We start from the raw sequence: 22,313 nt of genomic DNA, 5'->3' as shown, positions 1-22,313 counted from the left end.
GTGGGCCCGCTAGTCCGTGGCCGGATCGATCGACACGACGGCGAGGAAGCCCCGGCCCAGGATCTCCGGGGGAGCGGTGTCCGAACCGACGACGGCGTCGTACCGTTCCAGCGTCACGGGCTCAGGAGCTGAGCCTGCGTCGGGACCAGCGTCCCGAGTCCCCGCGCTCACGGTGGCCTGGCCTTGCAGGAAGATGCCGAACTGGCCTTCGAAGACCGGATGGGCCCGCTTCTTGGAGAGCTCGATGATGGAGGTGTAGCCCTTGAAGGCACCGTGGCGGGTGATGACATTCAGGTCGCGAAGGTCGCCCGTGGGCAGTTCCCCGGCGGCCTCGGCGTCGCCGGAGAACCGGAACGGCCGGTATTTCTCCAGCGGATGCTCGGCGCCGTCCACGGTGAGCAGCAGCAGTTCGCCCTCGACCACCGTCAACACCCGTTCCATCCCGGAGTACTGCGAGAAGGCCCCGGCGCGGGTGACCTCCGCGATGCTGACGCGCCAGTCCCAGCCATCACCGGCCGCTGCGCCCCGGCCCGCTGCCTCCGGGTGCCTGGCGAGTTCGCGGGTCACCCCGCCGCCGTTGCGCCAAGGGACGGGTTTGAGCTCGGCGTAGCGGATGATCTGCATCGACCCAGCCTAGCCGCAGCCCGGCGCGGCGACCGCCCCGGGCTTGCTACCGTCAAGGTAGGACAAACGCTGAGGAGTGAGCCGGAATGTTCGTCAAAGTGTGCGGCCTGAGCACCATCGAGTCGGTACGGACTGCGGTGGGTGCCGGGGCCGACGCGATCGGTTTTGTGCTGACCCGCAGTCCCCGCGAGGTGGCCCCGGCTGTGGTCCGGGACCTGCTCGCCGAGGTGCCGGAGGGGGTGCCCGCCGTGGGCGTTTTCCGGCACGAGACCGTGGCGGAGGCCGTGGCCCTGGCCCGTGCGGCGGGGCTGGAGTGGGTGCAGCTCCACGGCCCCCGCACTCCGGCGGACGTACACGAGGTGCACGACGCCGGCCTGAAGATCATCCGCGCCGTCACCATGTCCGCGGCCCCGGAGTCCTTCGCGGACTGGGGTGAAGAGCTGTTGCTGATCGACGCCGCGGTGCCCGGCTCCGGCGAAGCCTGGGACTACGCGTCGGTCCGTGCCCTGGGGCTGGAAGGACGTCAGTGGCTGCTGGCCGGCGGCCTGGATCCGGAGAATGTGGCAGCGGCGGCCACCGCGGCCGGCGCCTGGGGTGTGGACGTCTCCTCCGGCGTCGAGCTATCCCGCGGGGTCAAGGACCCCGCGAAAATCCGGGCCTTTGTGCAGGCGGCCAAGGGGCACTAACCCGCGGCAGGACTCCACGCCCGCTGGTCGGCGGACCGCCGGCCGGACGCACCTACCGCCGTGCGGGCTTCCTCGTTAGCATGCTTGGTAGGGCCTCCGAACCCCGGCGGCCCCGCTCGTCACCTACGTGAAGGAGAACCGGTTATGACCCTGCCCGAAGGATTGACCCCCGGCGTCTGGACGCTCGACATGTCGCACAGCGAGATCGGATTCAGCGTTCGGCATGCCGGAATCAGCAAGGTCCGGGGCCGCTTCAACGAAGCCAGTGCAGAGGCACGCGTCCGGGAGTCCCTGGCCGACGCCAGCCTGCACGCCACCGTCAAGACGGCGAGCTTCGATTCCGGCGACGCCAACCGGGACGGCCATGTGCGCGGCCCGGACTTCTTCGACGTCGAGAACTTCCCCGAGATGACCTTCCGCGCAACGTCCGCCAGGGGCGACGGCGGTGACTACGTGCTCACCGGCGACCTCACCATCCGCGGCGTCACCAAACCCGTGGACCTGGAAGTGGAGTTCACCGGCGTCGTGGTGGACCCGTTCGGTGCAACCCGCGCCGGATTCAGCGCCGAAACCGATATCAGCCGCAAAGAATTCGGCCTGACCTGGAACGCCGCCCTCGAGGCGGGCGGCCTGCTGGTCAGCGACAAGGTCAAGATCAACGTCGAAGCGGCGCTGGTCAAACAGGCCGACGCCTAAGCAACGGTCCGGATCAGGGGTTGATCAGGGCGAACCCCTGGTCCGGAACCGGCGCCCGCGGGGGAGAATGAAGCCATGAAGACACTGCTCAACATCATCTGGCTGGTTTTCGGCGGCCTCTGGCTGGCCGTCGGGTACTTTATTGCGGGCGTCGTCTGCTGCCTGCTGATCGTCACCATCCCGTGGGGGCTCGCCTCCTTCCGCATCGCGTCCTACACCCTGTGGCCTTTCGGCCGGATGGTGGTGGACCGGCCGGGCGGAAACGGCTTGTTCACGCTGTTCGGCAACGTCATTTGGCTGTTGGTGGCCGGCATCTGGATCGCCATCGGCCACGTCGTGACGGCCTTCGCGATGGCCGTCACCATCATCGGCATCCCGTTGGCGATCGCCAACCTCAAGCTCATCCCGGTCTCCCTGATGCCGCTGGGCAAGCAGATTGTGCCAACAAACAGGCCCTTCGTGAGCACCTACCGCTAGGGACTACCGGGCCGGAGAACAAGCCGGAGAACAATCAGGAAGCCGAGGGAACCGCCATGACGGAGTCAACAATCCCGGAGGCCGTGACCAGCGATAGTGAACTGATGCTGGTCATCACCCGCGAGTTCCAGTTGCCGGTAGCTACGGTCTGGGCCGCCCTGACCGATCCGGACCAGGCCCCCGCCTGGTGGGGTCCGCGCGGCTTCCACACGCCCCGGGAAAGCATCGACGCCGACCTTGAAATCGGTGGCCTCTACCGGGCCTGCATGATCCAGGACGCCACCGGGCAGGAGTACTGGTGGAGCGGCATCCACACGGACATCGAACCGCCCACCCTGTTTGTCTTCACCCACGCCTGGGACAAATCCGACGGCACCCGGGGCTTCGAGACGGAGGTGGCGTTCAGGCTGGAGGAGATCGACGGCGGCACCCGCATGACCTTCACCCAGGGCCCCTTCGACACAGCCGAAAACCGCGACAACAACGGCACCGGCTGGCGGGAGTCCTTCGACCGCCTCGCCGAGCACCTCCGCCGGACGGCCGGATAGGCAAGGGGTCAGGCCAGTTCGCCCTGCAGGTTCCGCCGGGCGGTGTCCTCCCACAGCTCGCGGCCGCGGTCGGTGTGGAAAAGCGGGTCCGACTCCAGCAGGTGGCGTACGACGGCGGCGCGCCCGGCAGCAAAGTCGGCGTCGCCGATGTGCGCGAAGTCTTCGCGGACGGCCGCCAGGTACCGTGCGTAGGCGGCGGAGTCCCCGCCGAGGACGGAAAGGTCCGCGTCGCTGAGCAGGGCGGCGGGGCCGTCGTCGGGGTCCGGCCGGTGGTCCGCCGTCATCCGCACCAGCCGTGCCACCTCGTCCACCTCGTCCGCCGGGAGGCCGGCACGTTCCAGCCGCTCCTCAGCGAGCCGGGCCGACTCCTCCTCGTCCTCACCGGCGATGCCGCGGTACACGGCGTCGTGGAACCAGGCCGCGAGCAGCACGGTCCGGGGCGGCTGCGCCGGTGCGCTCAGCCGGTCCAGGGCCTCCAGGACGGCCAGCAGGTGCGTGCGGCCGTGGTACTTCCGGTGCTCCTCGCCCCAGCGGTCCAGGAGGTCCAGGAACAACGCGTCCTTGCCCGGAAGGACCTCGTTCCAGCGGGTCAGGAGCGGAAGTTTCAGCGAACCGCTGCGCCTGCGCGCCGGGATCCGGAGCCCGCTCGCGATCAGTTTCCGGACCAGGACGCGGCCCTCCACGGGGATGGCGCCCGCCGCGACCAGGGCATCGTAGCGGGCTTCGGCGACGTCGTAGTGGTCGCCGTCGAACGCCCGCTCCGGGATCTCCGCGGCCCGCGCGAAGGCGTGCAGCTCCGCGAGGGAGGTGTCCGAGACAAGGTGTGAGAAATAGGTTCCATGGGCGGGCCAGAGCGGCGGATCGAGGTAGACGGCCATGCAGGCAGTCTACGAGGACGCCGGCAGGATGTTCTGGTTTCCGCGGAAGACGTTGCCGGGATCGAAGTCCCGCTTCACCCGCGCCAGCCGGTCATAATTTTCCTCACCGAAGGCCGCCCTGACCCGGTCCCGGCCCTCGTCGCCCACAAAGTTCAGCCAGACGCCGCCGTTTGCGTAGGGCGCGATGTCCTCGCGGAACCTCTTCACCCATGCTTTGGCCTCCTGGCCGCCCGCGGGGGTTTCCTCGATGCCGAACGGGTGCGTGACCCACTTGGCGCCTCGGTTCTGCAGCGGCGTCTTGGCGGCCGCCGGCCCCGCGACTGCGCCGCCCCAGCGGGCCACCAGCTGCTGGGAGTGGGGTCCGGGAAGGTGCCGGGCGGAGTCCACGATCACGTCCAGCGCGTCGTCCGGAAGCTCGTCGTGGTAGTCGGCGCTCCAGTAGTTGTAGAGGTTGGGCGGGTCATCGATCATCGACTGGAAGTTGGCGTAGTTCATGTCGCCCACCAGGTCCACGGCCGGTCCCAGTTCGCGGAACGGAGCCGCGTGCTCGGCACCGTCCGCCGGATCGCCGGCGTACAGGTAGGCGAGTCCCGCGGCCTGTTTGCCCACCATGTCCGCGGGGACAAAGGGCTCCGGCGGAGCCGTGAGGAACACCAGCGCGCTGCCGACGGCGTCCGGAGCGGCCAGCGAGAGGTTCCGGTACGCTCGTGCGAGGTCCGCGGAGGCCGCCCCCGGCCAGAGCATAAGACCGGCCTGCACTGTGGGCCCCAGTGGGTGCAGCCGGAAGGTGAAGCCGGTGGCGACGCCGAAGTTCCCGCCGCCGCCGTGCAGTGCCCAGAACAGCTCAGGATTCTGATCCGCGCTGGCCGTCACGCGGTCGCCGGCCGCCGTCACGAGATCCACCGAGAGCAGGTTGTCGCAGGCGAAACCGAACGAGCGCTCCAGCCACCCCGAACCGCCGCCGAGCGTAAACCCGGCCACCCCGGTCGTGGAGGCGCGGCCGCCGGTGCTGGCCAGGCCGTGTTCCTGGGTGGCGCGGTCGAATTCGCCCCAGTTCACCCCGGCCCCGACTGTGACCGTGCGGTTCTCCCGGTCCACGCTGATGGATTTCATCGGGCGGACGTCCACCACCAGCCCGTCATCGTTGGTGGACATCCCGGCCACGGAGTGGCCGCCGGCGCGGACCGCGACGTCGAGGTTGTTGTCCCGGGCGTAGGACAGCGCGTCGGCCACGTCGGCAGGGTCCGCGCACTGGGCGATGACGGCCGGGCGCCGGTCGATCATCGCGTTGAAGAGTTTTCGAGTTTCGTCATAGTCCGGGCTCTCTGGCCTGACCCATTTCATGGCAGTGCTCCCTAGCCGACCGCGGCTCCCCCCACCCCCGAATCGTACGGCGGATGGCCGGGGCAGGGCTACAGCCGGCCGTTTGCCGCCGCGGCAGCAGGTTCTGCCCCGGCTGTCGTCGACTTCCGATGATGCGGGCACTATTGGGGCAATTTGTCCGCAAATGCGGGTTAGAGTGAACCCATGCCTACTTTTCGCGTTTCCGAAGCGGCCCGGTTCCTGGGCGTCAGCGACGATACCGTCCGGCGCTGGACCGAAAGCGGAAGCCTGACGCCGCTGAAGGATGAGGCGGGCCGGCTCGCCGTCGACGGTTTGGAGCTCGCCACTCTCGCGCGGGAACAGTCCAAACTGCCCGAGGACCCGGCCCGGACCGGGAGTTCGGCCCGGAACCGCTTCGTCGGGCTGGTCACGGCCATCACCACGGACACGGTGATGGCGCAGGTGGAACTGCAGTGCGGGCCGTTCCGGGTGGTCTCGCTGATGAGCAGCGAGGCGGTCCGCGACCTTGGCCTGGAACTCGGATCCGTGGCCACCGCCGTCGTCAAAGCCACCACGGTGATCATCGAAAGCCCGCACGGGAAGGCCCTGGCATGAGACTGCACCTGAAAGTGGCTTCGCTCGTGCTGGCCGGAATCCTGGCCGCCGGTGCCGCGGCCTGCGCCGCCCCGGCCGGCGGAAGTGGTGCGGTCGGCGGGGGACAGGCGGCCAACACCCTCACGGTCTTCGCGGCGGCCTCGCTCAAAGCACCGTTCACCGCGCTGGCCAAGGACTTCGAGGCCAGCCACCCCGGGACCAAAGTGGCCCTGAGCTTCGCCGGATCCGCTGACCTCGCCACCCAGCTGGACCAGGGTGCGCCCGCCGATGTATTCGCCTCGGCGGATGTGAAAAACATGAACAAGGTCGCCGGCGCAGGCCTGGTGGACGGTACCCCCGCGAACTTCGCGAGCAACGTCCTGGAGATTGCCGTGCCGCCGTCAAACCCCGCGAAAATCGGATCCTTCGCCGACCTCGCCCGGCCCGGGGTCAAGGTGGTGATGTGCGCCGCGCAGGTCCCCTGTGGGGCCGCCGCAAAGTCGATCGAGGGTAAGTCCGGGGTGCGGCTGACGCCGGTGAGCGAGGAATCGTCCGTGACCGACGTGCTGGGCAAGGTCACCTCCGGCGAGGCCGACGCCGGGCTCGTCTATGTCACCGACGTCCGGGCCGCAGGGACCAAGGTCACCGGCATCCCGTTCCCCGAGTCGGCCTCCGCAGTCAACCGGTATCCGATCGCCGGCGTGAAAACCAGTAAAGGCAAGGACCTCGCGGCCGCGTTCATTGCGCTGGTCACCGGGACGCAGGGCCGGCAGGTGCTGGCCGACGCGGGGTTCGGCAAACCGTGACACGGCACGGCTACAGCGGCATCCCGCGCTGGGTGCTGGCCGTCGCCGCCGTCGGGGCGCTGTTTGTCCTGCTGCCGCTAGCCGCGATGGTGGCCAGGGTGGACTGGCCCAACTTCGTCCCGCTGCTCACCTCGGACGCCTCGCTGACCGCCCTGGGGCTCAGCCTCCGCACCGCCGCGGCGAGCACCGTGCTCTGTGTGCTGCTCGGCATTCCGCTGGCCCTGGTGCTGGCCCGCGAGGACTTCCGGGGCCAGCGGCTGCTCCGCTCCTTTGTGCTGCTGCCCTTGGTGCTGCCCCCGGTTGTGGGCGGCATCGCCCTGCTGTACACCTTTGGCCGGCAGGGCCTGCTGGGCCGGAGCCTTGAGGTGGCGGGCATCCAGATCGCGTTTTCGACGACGGCGGTGGTGCTGGCGCAGACCTTCGTGGCCCTGCCGTTCCTGGTGGTCAGCCTCGAGGGTGCCCTGCGCTCCGCCGGAAGCCGGTACGAGGCGGTCGCGGCCACCCTCGGCGCCGGACCCACCACGGTGCTGCGGCGCGTCACCCTTCCGCTGGTGCTTCCCGGGCTGGCCTCCGGCGCGGTCCTCTCTTTCGCCCGCAGCCTCGGCGAATTCGGCGCGACCCTGACCTTCGCCGGCAGCCTGCAGGGCGTCACCCGGACGCTCCCGCTGGAGATCTACCTCCAGCGCGAGACCGACGCCGACGCCGCCGTCGCCCTGTCGCTGCTTCTCGTCGCGGTGGCGGTCATCGTCGTCGGGCTCAGTTACCGGCGGCCGTCGCCTGACGGTTGGGGGCGGGCATGACCTTTACACTCGACGCCGCCGTGGCCGCACGCGGATTCGACGTCTCCCTGAGCCTGGGGCCGGCCGAGACGGTGGCGGTGCTGGGACCGAACGGTGCGGGGAAATCCACCCTGCTCTCGGTCGTCGCCGGCCTGCTCCGCCCCGACGCCGGCCGGGCCAAGCTCGACGGGCGTGTGCTCTTTGACCTCGGCGGAGGCCCGCATGCCTGGACCGCTCCGCACGCCGGAACCGCTCCGCGCGCCTGGACCGCTCCGCGCGCCTGGACCGCTCCGCATCGGCGCGGCACGGCGCTGCTGGCCCAGGAACCCTTGCTGTTTCCACATCTGAGCGCGCTCGACAACGTGGCGTTCGGTCCCCGCAGCGCCGGTGCCGGCCGCGCCCGGGCCCGCGAAACCGCCCGGCACTGGCTGGCGGAGGTCGAGGCCTCGGAGCTAGCCGGACGGCGGCCGGGGGAGCTGTCCGGCGGCCAGGCCCAGCGCGTGGCGGTGGCCCGGGCACTGGCTGCCGACCCCGACCTGCTCCTGCTGGACGAGCCGATGGCCGCCTTGGATGTTCACGCTGCCCCGCTGCTGCGGCGTCTGCTGAAGCGGGTGCTGGCCGGGCGCCGCGCCATCATCGTCACCCATGATGTCCTGGACGCCTACATGCTGGCCGACCGCGTGATCGTGCTGGAAGAAGGACGGATCACCGAGGACGGCCCCACCCGTGACGTCCTCCAGCGGCCACGCAGCCGCTTTGCCGCCGGGCTGGCCGGGCTGAACCTCGTGGCAGGGACGCTCACCCCGGGCGGAATCCTGACCGCCGGGGGACAGGAACTCGCCGGCCGGCACGAGGACCCGCCCGTCCTGGGCCAAAGCGGAGTGGCCGCCTTCCCGCCGTCGGCCGTCTCTGTCTTCCTCAGCGAGGCGCACGGCAGCCCGCGCAACAGCTTCCGGGTGACGGTGACCGACCTGGAGCAGCACGGCGACCAGATCCGGGTCCGGGCCGGGGAGCTGTCCGCGGATGTCACGCCGGCCGCGTCCGCGGACCTTGGCCTGGCCCCCGGGGTGTCCGTGTACTTCGTGGTCAAGGCCGCCGCGGTGTCGATCTACCCGGCGTAGGGGGTGGGACGCCTCGGGCGGGGGCCGGGGACGACGTCGGGCCGCACGGCCTAGGGTGGAGAGAGGCCCCTCCCGCGAACAGAAGGAATTCAGTGCACAACAGCTCAGCCCCGGCCCACGGACGCACCGCACTGGTGGTGGGAGCCAGCGGCATCGCCGGCTCCGCCCTCGTCACCCTCCTCGCCGAGACGGGATGGGACGTCCTGGCGCTGACCCGCGGCGGGGTATCGCGGCCGGGTGTCCGGTCCGTCAGCGCGGACCTCACCTCGCCGGCGAGCCTCGCGGCGGCGCTCGCCGGCGAAAAACCGACGCACGTGTTCTTTACGGCATGGTCGCGGCAGAGCACGGAACGGGAAAACATTGAGGTCAACGCCGCGCTGCTGGGGAACCTGCTCAATGCCCTGCGCGACAGCCCCGTGGAACACGTGGCCCTGATGACCGGGCTGAAGCACTACCTTGGCCCTTTTGAGGCGTACGCGGCGGGCGAGATGCCGGACACCCCCTTCCACGAGGACGAGCCCCGCCTGCCTGTTCCCAACTTCTACTACGCCCAGGAGGACGAATTGTGGGCGGCGGCGGGACGGCAGGGCTTCAGCTGGTCGGTTCACCGCGCCCATACGGTGATCGGACACGCGGTGGGGAACGCCATGAACATGGGGCTCACGCTGGCGGTGCAGGCGTCCATCTGCAAGGAACTGCACCAGCCGTTCATTTTCCCGGGTTCAGAGACGCAGTGGAACAGCCTCACCGACATGACGGACAGCGGGCTCCTGGCGGAACACATGCTCTGGGCGGCGACGGCGGACAGCGCGGGGGACCAGGCCTACAACATCGTCAACGGCGACGTCTTCCGCTGGCGCTGGATGTGGCCGCGTCTGGCCGCCTACTTCGGCGTCGAGGCCGTCGGGTTTGAGGGCGAACCCAGGCCATTGGAAGTGCAGATGCAGGGCATGGAATCCGTCTGGGCGGACATGGCTGCACGGCACGGACTCGCCGAAACGGACCTCGCGCGCGTCTCCTCGTGGTGGCACACCGACGGCGATTTGGGCCGCAACATCGAGGTCCTGGCCGACATGAGCAAGAGCCGCCTGGCAGGCTTCACCGGGTACCGCCGGACCCTGGATTCCTTCACGGGGTTGTTTGACCGGCTGAGGGCCGACCGGCTCATCCCCTGACACCTAGCCCTTGCCGGCAGCCGGGCGTGCTGCCCGGGCCTAGTCCTTTGACCCGGGGTTGCCCTGCGCCTTGTTCCGGACCGGGTGCTGGCTGACGATCGAGACGCGGTTGAAGGCGTTCATTGTGATAGCGAGCCAGCTGACTGCTGAAAACTCGGCGTCGCTGAGGTGCCTGCGCGCCGCGCGTCCTTCGTGCTCGCGTGCCACGGCGTCGGAGATGTTGGTGATCGCCTCGGCCAGTGTGAGGGCCGCGCGTTCCTTGTCGGTGAAGAGTGTGGTGTCGCGCCATGCCGGCAGCACAGCCAGCCGCTGTGCCGACTCGCCGTTCTTCACGGCGTCGCCCACGTGCAGGTCCAGGCAGAAGGCGCAGCCGTTGATCTGCGAGATGCGGACATTCAGCAGTTCGATCAGGGTCTGGTCCAGGCCGGCCTCGGTCGCGGACTCCTTGGCTTTGAGCCCGAGGCCGTTCAGTGCGCGCCACGCCGCGGGGTGCTCTTTGTCCAGGAAAACGCTGCGCGGGCCGTGCTCGGGGGCCGAGTTCTCAGTCATGAGTCCACAGTACAGAGGTCCGACGACGCCCCCGGCAGCGCGTCGTGTGACAAACTTGTCAAATCTGTGACAGACTTTACCCGTAGCTATTATTCGATCCGGCGGTCGGTTCCTTGGGGGAGCCGACCGCCGGATCGCTTCTTTTATGCCGGACATGCCCATTTTCCTGGGCCCCAGACGGACAGGCCCATCTTCACCGCCCCGGGATGGACAGGCTCATTCTTAGCGGGCAGCCTCGTCGCACACGCTCATCGTTCAGGGCCCTTGACGGACATGCCCGGTCCAGGGTTCGGCCAGTGGACATATCTGGAATATGTCCACTGCTCCGGGCGAAGAATGGGCATGTCCATCGGGGAACCCAGTAGGTACTCGTCATGTCCATCGGCTGGCGCCAAGGATGGGCATGTCCATCCGGTGGGATCAGCGACGGGCATGTCCGGACGCGATTTGGGCGGCCGCAGGGCATGCACTTCACTCGGTCCCGCGAGTGGACATGTCCATAGGGGCGTCCGAAGGATGGGCATGTCCGTCAGGGTTCATCCCGGGACATGTGCAATTTGCGACGCACGCCCGGCCCCACCCCGGCCCCACCCCCCGCACCCCCTCCACCCCCCGCCCCTAGACAGCAGTTTCGCCGTGGGCAAACATGGTGCAAAAGAGGTCAAATCCAAAGTTGAGCGAGATACACTCAACTTTGACGCTAGTCTCATCCCGGAAGGAGCCCTCTTTGGACGCCAAATTCACCACCAAGAGCCAGGAGGCTCTCGCCGCGGCCGCCATGAACGCCTCGACCGCTGGCAACCCGCAGCTCGAACCCGCGCATCTGCTCAAAGCGCTCATGGACCAGCGCGAGGGCGTGGCCGTCGCGCTTCTGCGGGCCACCGGCACCGACCCCGACGCCGTCAGCGTCCAGGCGAGCACCGCCATCAAGGCCCTCCCTTCCAGCTCCGGGGGCAGCGTGCAGCAGGCCCAGCTCTCCCGCAGCGGACTGCAGGCAATCAAGAACGCCCAGAACGAGGCGGAGCGCCTCGGCGACAGCTTCGTCTCCACCGAGCACCTGCTCCTGGGCCTGGCTTCGGGCAACGACGACGTCGGACACCTCCTGCGCGAGGCCGGCGCCTCCCACGAGGCGCTCGTCGCGGCGCTGCCGGGCGTGCGCGGAGACCGCAAGGTGGACAGCGCCGATCCCGAAAACACCTTCCAGGCGCTGGAGAAATTCGGCACCGACCTGACCGCGATCGCCCGCTCCGGGAAACTGGATCCGGTGATCGGGCGCGACGCCGAGATCCGCCGCATCATCCAGGTCCTCAGCCGCCGCACCAAGAACAACCCCGTGATCATCGGAGAGCCCGGCGTCGGGAAGACCGCCGTCGTCGAGGGACTGGCCCAGCGGATCGTCGCCGGCGATGTCCCGGAGAGCCTGCGCGGCAAAACCCTGATCGCGCTGGATCTGGCCTCGATGGTGGCCGGCGCCAAGTACCGCGGTGAATTCGAGGAGCGGCTCAAGGCCGTCCTGGAGGAAATCAAGAGCTCCGAGGGCCAGATCGTCACCTTCATTGACGAGATCCACACCGTGGTGGGGGCGGGCGCCTCCGGTGACAGCTCCATGGACGCCGGCAACATGCTCAAGCCCATGCTGGCCCGCGGCGAGCTCCGGCTGATCGGCGCCACCACCTTGGACGAATACCGCGAAAACATCGAAAAGGACCCAGCCCTGGAACGCCGCTTCCAGCAGGTCTTCGTCGGCGAGCCCAGCGTGGACGACACTATCGGCATCCTGCGCGGCCTCAAGGAGCGCTACGAGGCGCACCACAAGGTCGCCATTGCGGACTCCGCGCTCGTTGCGGCCGCGGCCCTGTCCAACCGGTACATCACCGGGCGGCAGCTGCCGGACAAGGCGATCGACCTCGTCGACGAAGCCGCGTCCCGGCTGCGGATGGAGATCGATTCCGCGCCGGAGGAGATCGACCAGCTCCGGCGCCAGGTGGACCGGCTGACCATGGAGGAGCTCGCCCTGGCCGGCGAGACCGACGCCGCAGCCGTGGAGCGTCTGGCCGCGCTGCGGGCCGACATGGCCGACAAGAAGGAAGAGCTGGCCGGGCTCAACGCCCGCTGGGAAGCGGAAAAGGCTGGCCTGAACCACGTCGGTGACCTCAAAGCCAAGCTGGACGAGCTGCGCTCCGCGGCGGACAAGGCCCAGCGCGAGGGCGACCTGGAAACGGCGTCGCGCGTGCTCTACGGCGAGATCCCGGCCCTGGAACGCGAACTCAACGCGGCCGCCGAGGCCGAATCGGCGCGGGTCGCCGGCGGCGGCGCGAAGCAGGACCTGATGGTGGCCGATGAGGTCACCGCGGATGACATCGCCGAGGTGATCTCCGCCTGGACCGGCATTCCCGCCGGCCGCATGCTGCAGGGCGAGAGCCAGAAACTGCTCGAGATGGAGCATGTCCTCGGCGAGCGGCTCATCGGCCAGGCCAAGGCCGTCACCGCGGTGTCCGACGCCGTGCGCCGCGCCCGGGCCGGAATCAGCGACCCCAACCGGCCCACCGGGTCCTTCCTGTTCCTGGGCCCCACCGGCGTCGGCAAAACCGAGCTCGCCAAGTCCCTGGCGGACTTCCTGTTCGACGACGAGCGGGCGATGGTCCGGATCGACATGTCCGAATACTCGGAGAAGCACTCCGTGGCGCGGCTCGTGGGTGCGCCCCCGGGCTACGTCGGCTACGAGGAAGGCGGCCAGCTGACCGAGGCCGTCCGCCGTCGTCCGTATTCCGTGCTCCTGCTGGACGAGGTGGAGAAGGCCCACCCGGAGGTCTTTGACATCCTCCTGCAGGTGCTCGACGACGGCCGCCTCACCGACGGCCAGGGCCGCACCGTGGACTTCCGCAACGTGATCCTGGTCCTGACCTCCAACCTGGGCAGCCAGTTCCTCGTGGACCCGCACCTGGACTCCGCGGCCAAGCGCGACGCGGTGATGGCCACCGTGCACGCCTCGTTCAAGCCGGAGTTCCTCAACCGGCTCGACGAGGTGGTGCTCTTCGATCCACTCAGTGTCGAGGAGCTGGCCGAGATCGTGGAGCTGCAGGTCAAGGAACTGGCCGACCGGCTCAAGGGCCGCAGGCTCACCCTGGAGGTTACCGAGGGCGCCCGCGCCTGGCTGGCCGTGACGGGCTTCGACCCCGCCTACGGCGCCCGTCCGCTGCGCCGCCTGGTGCAGCGGGAGATCGGCGACCGGCTGGCCAAGGCCATTCTCGCCGGCGAGATCGCCGACGGCGACACGGTCCTGGTGGACACCGCGCCTGACCTTCTGGAGCTGACCATGGGCGGCCCGGACGCCTCGGCCCGGCCCAACGGCGGGGCCGCCACCGGCAGTGGACTCTCCGTCCGCCGCAAGGACTAACACCAACGACGCCGAAGGGCTGCCCACCGGATTGTGCCGGCGGGCAGCCCTTCGTTGCATCCGGCCGGAGCCGGCTACTTGGCGGGTGCGGTGCTGCTGCGCTTCCGGAACGTCCCGGCGATGGAGAGTTTGCCGGAGTAGTGGATGGAGCCGAACCGGAACAGGTGCGCGGCCAGCCGGAGGACCAGGAACCCGGTGATGAACAGCTCCGCGATGATCACCGCGGATTCGACCGGGCTGAGGGTGCCGAACGCGTTGCGCAGCAGGGCCGTGATCGGTGAGGAGAGCGGGAAGTACGTGAAGATCTGCACGATCGGCGCATGGGGGTCGGAGATGATCAGGCTGATCGCGTAGAACGGCACAAAGATCAGCCCCATCAACGGCCCGAAAATCGTGCCGGCTTCTTTGGTGGTGGGCATAACGGCGCCGATCGCAACGAGGACGCCGGTGAAGACCGTGAAGCCGCCCAACAGCAGGAGGGCGCCCACGATCATGGTTCCGGGCTCGAAACTGATGGTGGACAGGTCAAGGTCGGGAATGGCGAGTTTGTCCCGGAAGAAGACGAACCCGACGACGATCGGGGTGAGGAAGACCAGGATCTGGACGAGGCCGACCATAAACAGGGCGGCGACCTTCCCGAGGATCAGGGTGGTGGGGTTCAGGGTGGTCAGGATCATCTCCGTGACCCGGTTTTCCTTCTCTTCCAGGGTGCTGCTGAGCATCTGGTTCGAAAGCAGGATGATCGAGACGTAGAAGATGACCAAGAACAGCAGGGGCGGCACCGCGGAACCGAAACCGCCGGTGAGCTGGCCGTCCTTGTAGGTCTTCGTCTCGGTCTTGACGTCCCCGCTGGCCGCGGCCGTTAGCTGCGGCGAGCCGACTTTGGCCTGCGCCGAAGCGGTCAGGAGCTGCTTGGCAACGGCGTCGTACTTGTTGTTCTCGAAGATCCCCCTGTCCGAGCCGAAGGCCTTCACGGCGTGCTTGGCCGGCTCGGCGGGATACACGAAGTAGGCGTCGCTCAGGCCCTTTTTCACGTCCTGCAGCGCCTGGCCGGGATCCGAAGTTTTCTTCCCGCCCATGGCCTTGGCGATCTCCGGGACGATCAGTCCGGAGTCGTCGGTGTAGGTGAAGGACATGGAAGCGGTCTTCTGAGCATCGGCGCTGGCCGAGGACGAGGAGTTGCTCAGGTAGACCAGGGCGAACACGATCGCGATCACCACCGGGATGGCCAGGGTGGCAATCCAGAAGCCGCGCTTCTTCAGGGTGCGGGTGAATTCGAACTCCACGACCGTGCCGAGGTTGTGCCGGGCGAAGGGACGCTTCGGAACGGCCACCGGGGTGTCCTGGGCGGCGGATGGGCCGGAGGCTTCCGGGGCCGGGGTGTGCTGGGGTGCCGGGCTGTGCTGCGTCATCGGATTCAGACCCCTGCCAGTTCGTGGTGTTCGCCGTAGACCTTGATGAAGACTTCCTCGAGGGAGGTGCGCGCGGTGGTGAAGGATCGTACGGCGACGCCGACGTCGATCAGGTGGCGCAGGACGGTCGCCTCGTCGCCGCCGGGTCGGGGCGAGAGCTCGGCGCTGCCGCCGTCGTCGGTGACGATGTCATACAGCGGGGAGGAGGGCAGTGCGCCGGAGTAGGACAGCCGGTACAGGGTCCCGCCGAACTGTTCCTGGACCTCGGCGACCGTGCCGTAGGCGCGGGCGGTGCCGTCCTTGAGCAGGATGACCCGGTCGCAGAGGCGCTCCACCTCTTCCATCTGGTGGGTGACCATGATGACGGTGGCGCCGGCGAGTTTTTGTTCCTCGATGATGTCCATCAGCAGGCGCCGGTTGACCGGGTCGAAGCCCTTGGTGGGTTCGTCCAGGATCAGCAGCTCGGGATCGTTCATGATGGTCACGCCCAGCTGCACCTTCTGCTGCTGGCCGCCGGAAAGTTTGTCCAACCGGGTGGCCGCCTTGTCGCCCAGGTCCACGCGCTCCAGGTAGTCCCGGGACCAGGCCTTGGCGTGGGCCTTGGTGAGGCCCTTGAGCCGGCCGAAGTAGACCATTACGTCCAGGACGGCTTCCTTCTTGTAGAGGCCGCGCTCCTCGGGCAGGTAGCCCAGGCGGGCGCCGTCGCGCGGGGCGAAGACCTTGCCGCCGATGTGCAGGGTCCCGGCGGTGGGCTGGTAGATGCCCAGCAGGGCCCGGAGCGTGGTGGTTTTGCCGGAGCCGTTGCTGCCGAGGAACCCGAACGTTTCCCCGGCGCGGACATCGAAGGACAGATCCTTGATGACGGTCTTGTCCCCGAAGTCCATCCGGAAGTCTTGTATGTGCACAAGCGGCTCCGAGGCCGCGTCCCCCAACGTCATGGCACCAGCCTAACCGCAGGTCCGCGTTCCCGGGCTTAGGGGATAGACGCGTGCTGCGCGGGGTGTCGGACGCGCGCCCGCGCGACCGCCGACCAAAACCGGTGCCCGACCAATGCCGGTGCGGCCGTCCGGCCCGTGCCCTAGGGTGGAAGCACTGGCCATATCGCCGATGCTGGGGGAACTGATGGGGAAGACGCCAACCGAACGTTACGGCACGCGACTGTCGGCATGGCTGGGCATGTTTATTGCGACCACGGTCGGCGGCCCGGCGTGGTTCCGGCTCGCTGAGCGGGGCTTCAGCTGGCCCGACGTGCTGCTGCTGGCCGCTGGCGCCGGACTACTGATTTTTTGGGCCGCACGGCTGGTCCTGCTGGAACGCCTGCTACGGACCGCCGGCAAAAACGCGGGCAGCCCCTGATTCCGTCAGGCAGCGACGGGGCAGCCCCGAAGAGTCTCAGGCCTCGCAGTCCACGCAGTAGGCGTGGCCGTTCTTCTCCCGGGCGATCTGTGAGCGGTGCCGGACCAGGAAACAGGAGTAGCAGGTGAACTCGTCCTCGGCCTGGGGAACAACGTGGATGATGAGCTCTTCGTTGGAGAGGTCGGCACCCGGGAGTTCGACGCCGTCGACCGTGTCCGTTTCCTCAAGTTCGAGGACCACGCTCCGCGCGTCGGGGGAGTTGGCTTCCTTCAGGGCCTCGAGGGAGGCGTTGCGGGATTCCGCGACGTCGGGTTTCACTTCGTCGTAGTCAGCTGCCACGGTAACTTCTCTCTCTGGACGATGGTTCGGACTGGACCCTACCGGACATTGGGGCGCCGGGCATTGTCAGATGGGGCGGGCGCGCCGGTGTGCCTGCGCTTCCGCAGCCACAGGTCCCGGCGTAGCAGCCCCTACAGGCGCGGGATCAGGGATTCCTTGATGAGGTTCCCGCCGTCGGCGACGAAATAGCAGTCCACCCGCCGGTCGCCTGTGCCCCAGCTGGAGGAGCTGGGATACGCGAGTTTGTAGCTGAACTGGTAGTCGCTGGACTTGTCGGTCAGCGGCGCGGCCTTGCAGGTGTCGAGGGCCTTCTTCTTCAGCGATTCGCGGCCGGGATAGGAGTCGCCGTCAGCGTAACGCTCCACGGCCACCAGCTGCGCGGAGTGCCCGGTGGTGCAGGGCACCACGGTGGAGGTCGGGGCGCTCGCGTCGAAGTCCTTGAAGCAGTCACCCAGCCGGAAGTCCATCGGGTTGACGCCTTCCAGCGGCAGCGGGCCGCGGGTTGCGGCGGATGAGGCCCCTGCGGAGGCGGAGGCCGGCGCGGCGGCGTCGGACTGTTGGGTGGTGCCGCCCAGCGACGTCAGCCACCAGATCAGCAGGCCCAGGACCACGACGGCGGCCAGCGCGGCCACCACTTTCGCAGGACCCAGCCGCTGGGCTCCCGCCAGGGCTGTGCGTCCCAGTTGCTGCGTTCCGGCGCCCACCCTGCCGCCCAGCCTCCGGGCACGGGGCCCGAGGTCACCGGTCTTGAGCTGGGCAGCCCGGGCCGCGAAGAGTTTGCCGAGCTGCGAGGCGCCCGAAGGGCTCTTGCGGTTCGACGGTTTGACGGTCGGCCTACCAGCGGGCGCGTCCGACGGCGGCCGCCCGCTGTCGGGGCGGGTCCGGGTTTGCGCCGGTGCCGGCGTCGAATCGGCAGTCCGGGTTTGCGTGGCCTCCCGGCGGGCTGCCGGTGCTGCCTCGCCGGCAACCGGGGAATCCGTGCTCGGGACTACCGGCACGGCCGACGTCGGCGGAGCCGTGGGGCGCGGCGGGATATAGAAGGAAGGCGCGTGCGGCGGGGCGGGCTGGGCGGGCCGTTCGCCGGCCGCGTCCGGGTGCCGGGCGTCAGGCATTCCGGCATCGCCGAGCCTGGCGTTCTGGTCGCCTTCAGGCTTGTCGGTCACTCGGGAATGCACCTCTTCCGTGCGTCTGGGCCGGGGTGAAGGTCCGGCGTCGGGCGCCGTTTCCGTGAGCCCATCATGAGACTCTATCGAAGAAGCGGGCCGGACCGCATGCGGACGGTACGGTGCCCCGCGCGCCGGGCGGGTGAGAGCCCGGGGCGAAACCGGCGGCAGGGCGGTCCGGATGCGACCCTTGACACTGTCCACAGACGCCCTACTGGCAAGCAGTGATTGCCGAAAGCATGTAATCTAGGTGTACGACAAATTGACCAAACATTCCGGGGCCTCACTAACGCCAATGGTGACCACCTCCGGTCCGAGTACAAAAGGGGGTCACGCCATGGGGCGCGGCCGTCAAAAGGCAAAAGCTACCAAGCAGGCTCGGGATATTAAGTACTATTCCCCGAACACTGACTACACCGCACTTCAGCGTGAGCTCAAGAGCTCCGAAGGTCGTGCGCCGAGTCGTTTTTCGAGTGAGCCGGCGGAGCCGGATTATTCGGCCTACGTGGACAAGTACGCGGACGATGTGGAAGAGGACGACGACGAGGTTGACTCGCGTCGGATAGGTTAGTCGACGCTTCTTCCGGCAGGGTGCCCAGTGCACGGATTGCCAACCACACGATTTCAGGCCCGCCGGCCACATCCTCTTTGGGGTGTGCCCGGCGGGTTTTTTGCATCCAACCTAGTGTGAAGGACGCCCATGGCCATTCGAACGGGGTTTGCCGAAGGGGAGGTCTGCTGGACGGACCTCCAGACAGCGGACGTGGCTGCGGCCAAGGAGTTCTACGCGGCCGTCCTCGGCTGGCGGTACGAGGACCTGCCCACCCCTGACGGCCGCAGCTACGCGCAGGCGTTCCTGGGCCAGGACCTGGTGGCGGTGATCGCGCCGCAGAACCCCCGGCAGCAGGAGGCCGGTGCACCGGGCCAGTGGAACGTCTACTTCGCCGTTGACGACGCCGCGGACCTGGCCGCCGAAGTGCCGCACGCCGGCGGGGCGCTGGAGTTCGGCCCGGAGAGCATCGGGGACACCGGCGTGATGGTCTTCTTCGCGCCTCCCGGCGGGGGGACCACCGGCGCCTGGCAGGCACGCAGCCACTTCGGGACCGCACGCAGCGAGGAGTCCGGCGCCCTGGCCTGGGTGGAGCTGCTGACGCCCGAGCCGCAGGCCGCCGTCGGCTTCTTCCAGCAGCTGTTCCGCCACGAGGTCACCGAATACCCCCAGGACGACGGCGGCACGTACACGACCCTGATGGTGGACGGCGCCGAGGTGGCCGGCATTGCCACCGTTCCCACGGCGGAACGGAACCTCGAACCGGGCTGGCAGGTGTACTTCGGTGTCGCCGACGTCGCCGAAGCCGTGGCGGCCGCGCGGTCCGCCGGCGCCGAGGTCCTGGTCGAACCGGACGGCAGCGACGACGGCGGCAGCATCGCCACCCTCCGGGACCCGCAGGGCGGCGTGTTCAGCCTGCTCGAGGCCTGATTCAGCACTCGATCGGGTGTAGCAGGCGCTTATGCGTAGGCGTTGACCATCCGGACGGCACCGCCGTCGACGCCCTTGGCGCCCTGCACGTAATCCGGGCCGGTCTTCACAACCGAATCCGAGTTCTCGCCGACGGTTCCCATGACCCAGGAGGGCAGGCCGCGGGCATTGAGGTGGTTCACGGCGGCGTCGGCGGCTTCCGGTGAGACGATCGCGACCATGCCCACGCCCACGTTGAGGGTGCGCTCGAGGTCGGCCAGCGGGACGTTGCCCAGCTCGGAGACCAGCTTGAAGATGGGGGGAAGCTCCCACGTGCCGCGGTCCACGGTGGCCAGCAGGCCCTGCGGCAGGACGCGGGCCAGGTTGGCGGCCAGGCCGCCGCCGGTGACGTGGCTGAAGCCGTGGACGGCACGGCCGGCGGCGGAGCCGTCCACCGGGAAGGCGCGCGCCAGGTCCAGGCAGTCAGCGGCGTAGACGCGGGTGGGTTCCAGGAGTTCCTCGCCCAGGGTGCGCTCGAACTCGGAGACGTGGCGGTCCAGCGCCCAGCCGGCGTGGTTGACCACGCGGCGGACCAGCGAGTAGCCGTTGGAGTGCAGGCCGGAGGAGGCCATACCAATCACCACATCGCCGGCGCGGACCCGCTCCGGGCCGAGCAGGGCGTCGGCCTCGACCACACCGGTGGCGGCACCGGCGACGTCGTACTCGTGTTCGCCCAGCAGGCCGGGGTGTTCGGCGGTCTCGCCGCCCACCAGGGCGGTGCCGGCCACCGAGCAGGCGGCCGCGATGCCGCGGACAATGTCGGCGATCCGCTCCGGGACCACCTTGCCGCAGGCGATGTAGTCGGTCATGTACAGCGGCTCGGCGCCCACCACCACGATGTCGTCCACCACCATGCCCACCAGGTCAAACCCGATGGTGTCGTGGATGTCCATGGCCTGGGCGATGGCGACCTTGGTGCCCACGCCGTCGGTGGAGGTGGCCAGCAGCGGCCGCTTGTAGGTCAGCAGCTTCGAGACATCGTAGAGGCCGGCGAACCCGCCGACGCCGCCGATCACGGAGGAGTTGTGGGTTGCCTTGACGGCGTCCTTCATCAGTTCGACGGCGCGGTCGCCTGCTTCGACGTCGACGCCGGCGGAGGCGTACGTGATGCCGGTGTTCGGGGCGTTGTTCGTGTCAGCGGCCGGGGAGGCGGAAGTCATACTGGCTCTTTCTTGTCGGCATCAAGCTTGTCGGCGGGTACGCGGTCGGCGTCGGTGAGCAGTTGTTCGAATTCGGCGTCGGGTCCCGGATCGCAGCCGGTGGCACCGGCCTTCTCGGCAGGGTCCTCGTCGGCGGGGATGGCGGCGTCCGCAGCGGCAGCCGAGGCGCCGGGCGCCGCGGAACGGGCAGCGGGCAGGCCGCCGAGGTCGGTGCGTTCCAGCAGGTTCTTGCCGAGCTTGTCCGCGCCGGGGAGCTCGATCGGGTACTGGCCGGTGAAGCACGCGGTGCACAGGCGTTCGCGCGGCTGCCGGGTGGCGCCGATCATGCCGTCCTCGGAGATGTAGGCCAGCGAGTCGGCGCCGATGGCCTGGGAGATCTCGTCGATGGTGGCGCCGTTGGCGATCAGCTCGGCGCGGGAGGCGAAGTCGATGCCGTAGAAGCAGGGCCACTTCACCGGCGGGGAGGAGATCTTCACGTGCACGGCGGCGGCCCCGGCTTCGCGGAGCATCCGGACAATGGCGCGCTGGGTGTTGCCGCGGACGATCGAGTCGTCCACCACCACCACACGCTTGCCGCGGATCACGGACTCCAGGGCGTTGAGCTTGAGCCGGATGCCGAGCTGGCGCAGGGTCTGGGAGGGCTGGATGAACGTCCGGCCCACGTAGGCGTTCTTGACGAAGCCGTGCGCGAAGGGGATGCCGGATTCCTCGGCGTAGCCCACGGCGGCCGGGGTGCCGGACTCGGGCACCGGAATGACGATGTCCGCTTCCTGGGTGTTCTCCCGGGCCAGCTGGCGGCCCATTTCCACGCGGGATTCGTAGACGGAACGGCCGGCGATCGCGGCGTCCGGCCGGGCGAGGTAGACGTATTCGAACACGCAGCCGGCCGGCGTCGGCTCGGCGAAGCGCTGCGAGCGGACGCCGTGCTCGTCAATGGCGATGAATTCGCCGGGCTCAATCTCACGGATGAAGCTCGCGCCCACCGTGGCGAGGGCGGACTGTTCGGAGGCGACCACCCAGCCGCGTTCCAGCCGGCCCAGAACCAGCGGGCGGATGCCGTAGGTGTCGCGGGCGGCGTACAGGGTGCCCTCGTCCATAAAGACGAAGCAGAAGCCGCCCTTGATGACGGGCAGCAGTTCCAGGGCGGTCTGTTCGAGGGACTTGCCCTCCTCGCCCTCCAGGAGAGCGGTGACCAGGGCGGTGTCAGAGGTGTTGCCCTGCTTCATTTCGCCGCTGAGCTGGCCGCCGTTGCGCTCCTCGATCATGCCCTTGAGCTCGGCGGTGTTGGTGAGGTTGCCGTTGTGCGCCAGGGCGACGGTGCCCGTGGCGGTCGCGCCGAGGGTGGGCTGGGCGTTGGCCCAGTGGCTCGCGCCTGTAGTGGAGTAGCGACAGTGGCCGACGGCCAGGTGCCCGGTCAGGGTGTTCAGCGTGGTCTCGTCGAAGACCTGGGACACGAGGCCCATGTCTTTGTAGACGTTGATCCGCTTGCCGTCGCTGGTGGCAATACCAGCCGACTCCTGACCGCGGTGCTGCAGCGCGTACAGCCCGTAGTAGGTGAGTTTTGCTACTTCTTCGCCGGGAGCCCAGACCCCGAAGACGCCACATGCGTCCTGCGGGCCTTTTTCGCCAGAGAGAAGATCATGAGAAAGTTTTCCATCGCCGCGTGCCACTGGTCGATTATCTCACGTTGTGCGCTAGGACTTTTCCGGCC

Annotated in this window: 23 protein-coding genes; 13 read left to right on the top strand and 10 right to left on the bottom strand. The window is 68.7% G+C overall.

Going from position 1 to position 22,313, the window contains the following annotated elements; all coding sequences use genetic code 11:
- Positions 1-9 precede the first annotated feature (9 nt).
- Complete coding sequence (locus AC1DBE_RS05930) at positions 10-624, bottom strand: HutD/Ves family protein (RefSeq protein ID WP_476878600.1); 615 nt, start codon at positions 622-624, stop codon at positions 10-12.
- Positions 625-710: 86 nt separating this feature from the next.
- On the opposite strand from AC1DBE_RS05930, the gene AC1DBE_RS05925 reads away from it, so the two are divergent.
- From AC1DBE_RS05925 to AC1DBE_RS05910, 4 genes are all read left to right on the top strand, one after another.
- On the top strand, positions 711-1,310 hold the full coding sequence (locus tag AC1DBE_RS05925; protein WP_476903226.1) for a phosphoribosylanthranilate isomerase: 600 nt from the start codon (positions 711-713) through the stop codon (positions 1,308-1,310).
- 144 nt (positions 1,311-1,454) lie between these two features.
- Complete coding sequence (locus AC1DBE_RS05920) at positions 1,455-2,006, top strand: YceI family protein (protein ID WP_476878602.1); 552 nt, start codon at positions 1,455-1,457, stop codon at positions 2,004-2,006.
- A gap of 75 nt (positions 2,007-2,081) precedes the next feature.
- A complete protein-coding gene (locus AC1DBE_RS05915; protein WP_476903225.1) occupies positions 2,082-2,483 on the top strand; it encodes a YccF domain-containing protein in 402 nt (133 codons plus the stop codon).
- A gap of 56 nt (positions 2,484-2,539) precedes the next feature.
- Complete coding sequence (locus AC1DBE_RS05910; RefSeq protein WP_476880340.1) at positions 2,540-3,031, top strand: SRPBCC family protein; 492 nt, start codon at positions 2,540-2,542, stop codon at positions 3,029-3,031.
- A gap of 8 nt (positions 3,032-3,039) precedes the next feature.
- Here the strand turns inward: AC1DBE_RS05910 and AC1DBE_RS05905 are convergent, their stop codons facing one another.
- Together AC1DBE_RS05905 and AC1DBE_RS05900 are read right to left on the bottom strand one after the other, a co-directional pair.
- The gene (locus AC1DBE_RS05905; RefSeq protein WP_476880339.1) at positions 3,040-3,909 is read right to left on the bottom strand and encodes a DUF4031 domain-containing protein; all 870 of its coding nucleotides are present in this window, start codon (positions 3,907-3,909) and stop codon (positions 3,040-3,042) included.
- A gap of 9 nt (positions 3,910-3,918) precedes the next feature.
- The gene (locus tag AC1DBE_RS05900) at positions 3,919-5,253 is read right to left on the bottom strand and encodes an FAD-binding oxidoreductase (protein ID WP_476880338.1); all 1,335 of its coding nucleotides are present in this window, start codon (positions 5,251-5,253) and stop codon (positions 3,919-3,921) included.
- Positions 5,254-5,436: 183 nt separating this feature from the next.
- Between AC1DBE_RS05900 and AC1DBE_RS05895 the strand changes: the two genes are divergently transcribed.
- From AC1DBE_RS05895 to AC1DBE_RS05875, 5 genes are all read left to right on the top strand, one after another.
- The gene (locus tag AC1DBE_RS05895; RefSeq protein ID WP_476880337.1) at positions 5,437-5,847 is read left to right on the top strand and encodes a TOBE domain-containing protein; all 411 of its coding nucleotides are present in this window, start codon (positions 5,437-5,439) and stop codon (positions 5,845-5,847) included.
- Positions 5,844-6,632: a molybdate ABC transporter substrate-binding protein gene (gene modA / locus AC1DBE_RS05890; protein WP_476903224.1), complete on the top strand. Its 789-nt coding sequence runs from the start codon at positions 5,844-5,846 to the stop codon at positions 6,630-6,632. The genes AC1DBE_RS05895 and modA overlap by 4 nt, the downstream gene beginning before the upstream one ends.
- Entirely contained in the window at positions 6,629-7,432 is an 804-nt protein-coding gene (locus AC1DBE_RS05885) for an ABC transporter permease (protein WP_476903223.1), read from the top strand. Before modA ends, AC1DBE_RS05885 begins: the two co-directional genes overlap by 4 nt.
- A complete protein-coding gene (locus tag AC1DBE_RS05880; RefSeq protein WP_476880074.1) occupies positions 7,429-8,532 on the top strand; it encodes a sulfate/molybdate ABC transporter ATP-binding protein in 1,104 nt (367 codons plus the stop codon). The genes AC1DBE_RS05885 and AC1DBE_RS05880 overlap by 4 nt, the downstream gene beginning before the upstream one ends.
- Positions 8,533-8,624: 92 nt before the next feature.
- Positions 8,625-9,707, top strand: a complete 1,083-nt coding sequence (locus tag AC1DBE_RS05875; RefSeq protein WP_476903222.1) for an SDR family oxidoreductase — start codon at positions 8,625-8,627, stop codon at positions 9,705-9,707.
- 39 nt (positions 9,708-9,746) lie between these two features.
- Here the strand turns inward: AC1DBE_RS05875 and AC1DBE_RS05870 are convergent, their stop codons facing one another.
- A complete protein-coding gene (locus AC1DBE_RS05870) occupies positions 9,747-10,256 on the bottom strand; it encodes a carboxymuconolactone decarboxylase family protein (protein WP_476880072.1) in 510 nt (169 codons plus the stop codon).
- Between the two features lie 727 nt (positions 10,257-10,983).
- On the opposite strand from AC1DBE_RS05870, the gene clpB reads away from it, so the two are divergent.
- Positions 10,984-13,653, top strand: a complete 2,670-nt coding sequence (clpB, locus tag AC1DBE_RS05865; RefSeq protein ID WP_476969920.1) for an ATP-dependent chaperone ClpB — start codon at positions 10,984-10,986, stop codon at positions 13,651-13,653.
- 74 nt (positions 13,654-13,727) lie between these two features.
- Here the strand turns inward: clpB and AC1DBE_RS05860 are convergent, their stop codons facing one another.
- Positions 13,728-15,065: an ABC transporter permease gene (locus AC1DBE_RS05860; RefSeq protein WP_476969919.1), complete on the bottom strand. Its 1,338-nt coding sequence runs from the start codon at positions 15,063-15,065 to the stop codon at positions 13,728-13,730.
- A 5-nt stretch (positions 15,066-15,070) separates the two neighbouring features.
- Positions 15,071-16,003 (bottom strand): ABC transporter ATP-binding protein, encoded by a 933-nt coding sequence (locus AC1DBE_RS05855; protein WP_476878582.1) that lies wholly within the window; start codon positions 16,001-16,003, stop codon positions 15,071-15,073.
- A 184-nt stretch (positions 16,004-16,187) separates the two neighbouring features.
- Here AC1DBE_RS05855 and AC1DBE_RS05850 point away from each other — a divergent pair, with 184 nt between their 5' ends.
- On the top strand, positions 16,188-16,421 hold the full coding sequence (locus tag AC1DBE_RS05850) for a hypothetical protein (protein WP_476969918.1): 234 nt from the start codon (positions 16,188-16,190) through the stop codon (positions 16,419-16,421).
- A 36-nt stretch (positions 16,422-16,457) separates the two neighbouring features.
- Here AC1DBE_RS05850 and AC1DBE_RS05845 read toward each other — a convergent pair whose 3' ends face one another.
- Together AC1DBE_RS05845 and AC1DBE_RS05840 are read right to left on the bottom strand one after the other, a co-directional pair.
- Entirely contained in the window at positions 16,458-16,760 is a 303-nt protein-coding gene (locus AC1DBE_RS05845; RefSeq protein WP_476878580.1) for a DUF4193 domain-containing protein, read from the bottom strand.
- A gap of 131 nt (positions 16,761-16,891) precedes the next feature.
- On the bottom strand, positions 16,892-17,923 hold the full coding sequence (locus AC1DBE_RS05840; RefSeq protein ID WP_476969917.1) for a hypothetical protein: 1,032 nt from the start codon (positions 17,921-17,923) through the stop codon (positions 16,892-16,894).
- 337 nt (positions 17,924-18,260) lie between these two features.
- Here AC1DBE_RS05840 and AC1DBE_RS05835 point away from each other — a divergent pair, with 337 nt between their 5' ends.
- Complete coding sequence (locus AC1DBE_RS05835; RefSeq protein WP_476878584.1) at positions 18,261-18,494, top strand: DUF3073 domain-containing protein; 234 nt, start codon at positions 18,261-18,263, stop codon at positions 18,492-18,494.
- 129 nt (positions 18,495-18,623) lie between these two features.
- Positions 18,624-19,403 (top strand): VOC family protein, encoded by a 780-nt coding sequence (locus AC1DBE_RS05830; RefSeq protein WP_476969916.1) that lies wholly within the window; start codon positions 18,624-18,626, stop codon positions 19,401-19,403.
- A 29-nt stretch (positions 19,404-19,432) separates the two neighbouring features.
- Here the strand turns inward: AC1DBE_RS05830 and purM are convergent, their stop codons facing one another.
- Positions 19,433-20,602 (bottom strand): phosphoribosylformylglycinamidine cyclo-ligase, encoded by a 1,170-nt coding sequence (purM, locus tag AC1DBE_RS05825; protein WP_476903217.1) that lies wholly within the window; start codon positions 20,600-20,602, stop codon positions 19,433-19,435.
- A complete protein-coding gene (gene purF / locus AC1DBE_RS05820; protein WP_476903216.1) occupies positions 20,599-22,272 on the bottom strand; it encodes an amidophosphoribosyltransferase in 1,674 nt (557 codons plus the stop codon). The genes purM and purF overlap by 4 nt, the downstream gene beginning before the upstream one ends.
- Between the last annotated feature and the right edge of the window lie 41 nt (positions 22,273-22,313).

The sequence above is a fragment of the Arthrobacter sp. 10T416 genome, assembly GCF_056394165.1.
This window is presented reverse-complemented; position numbering and strand designations above follow the sequence as displayed.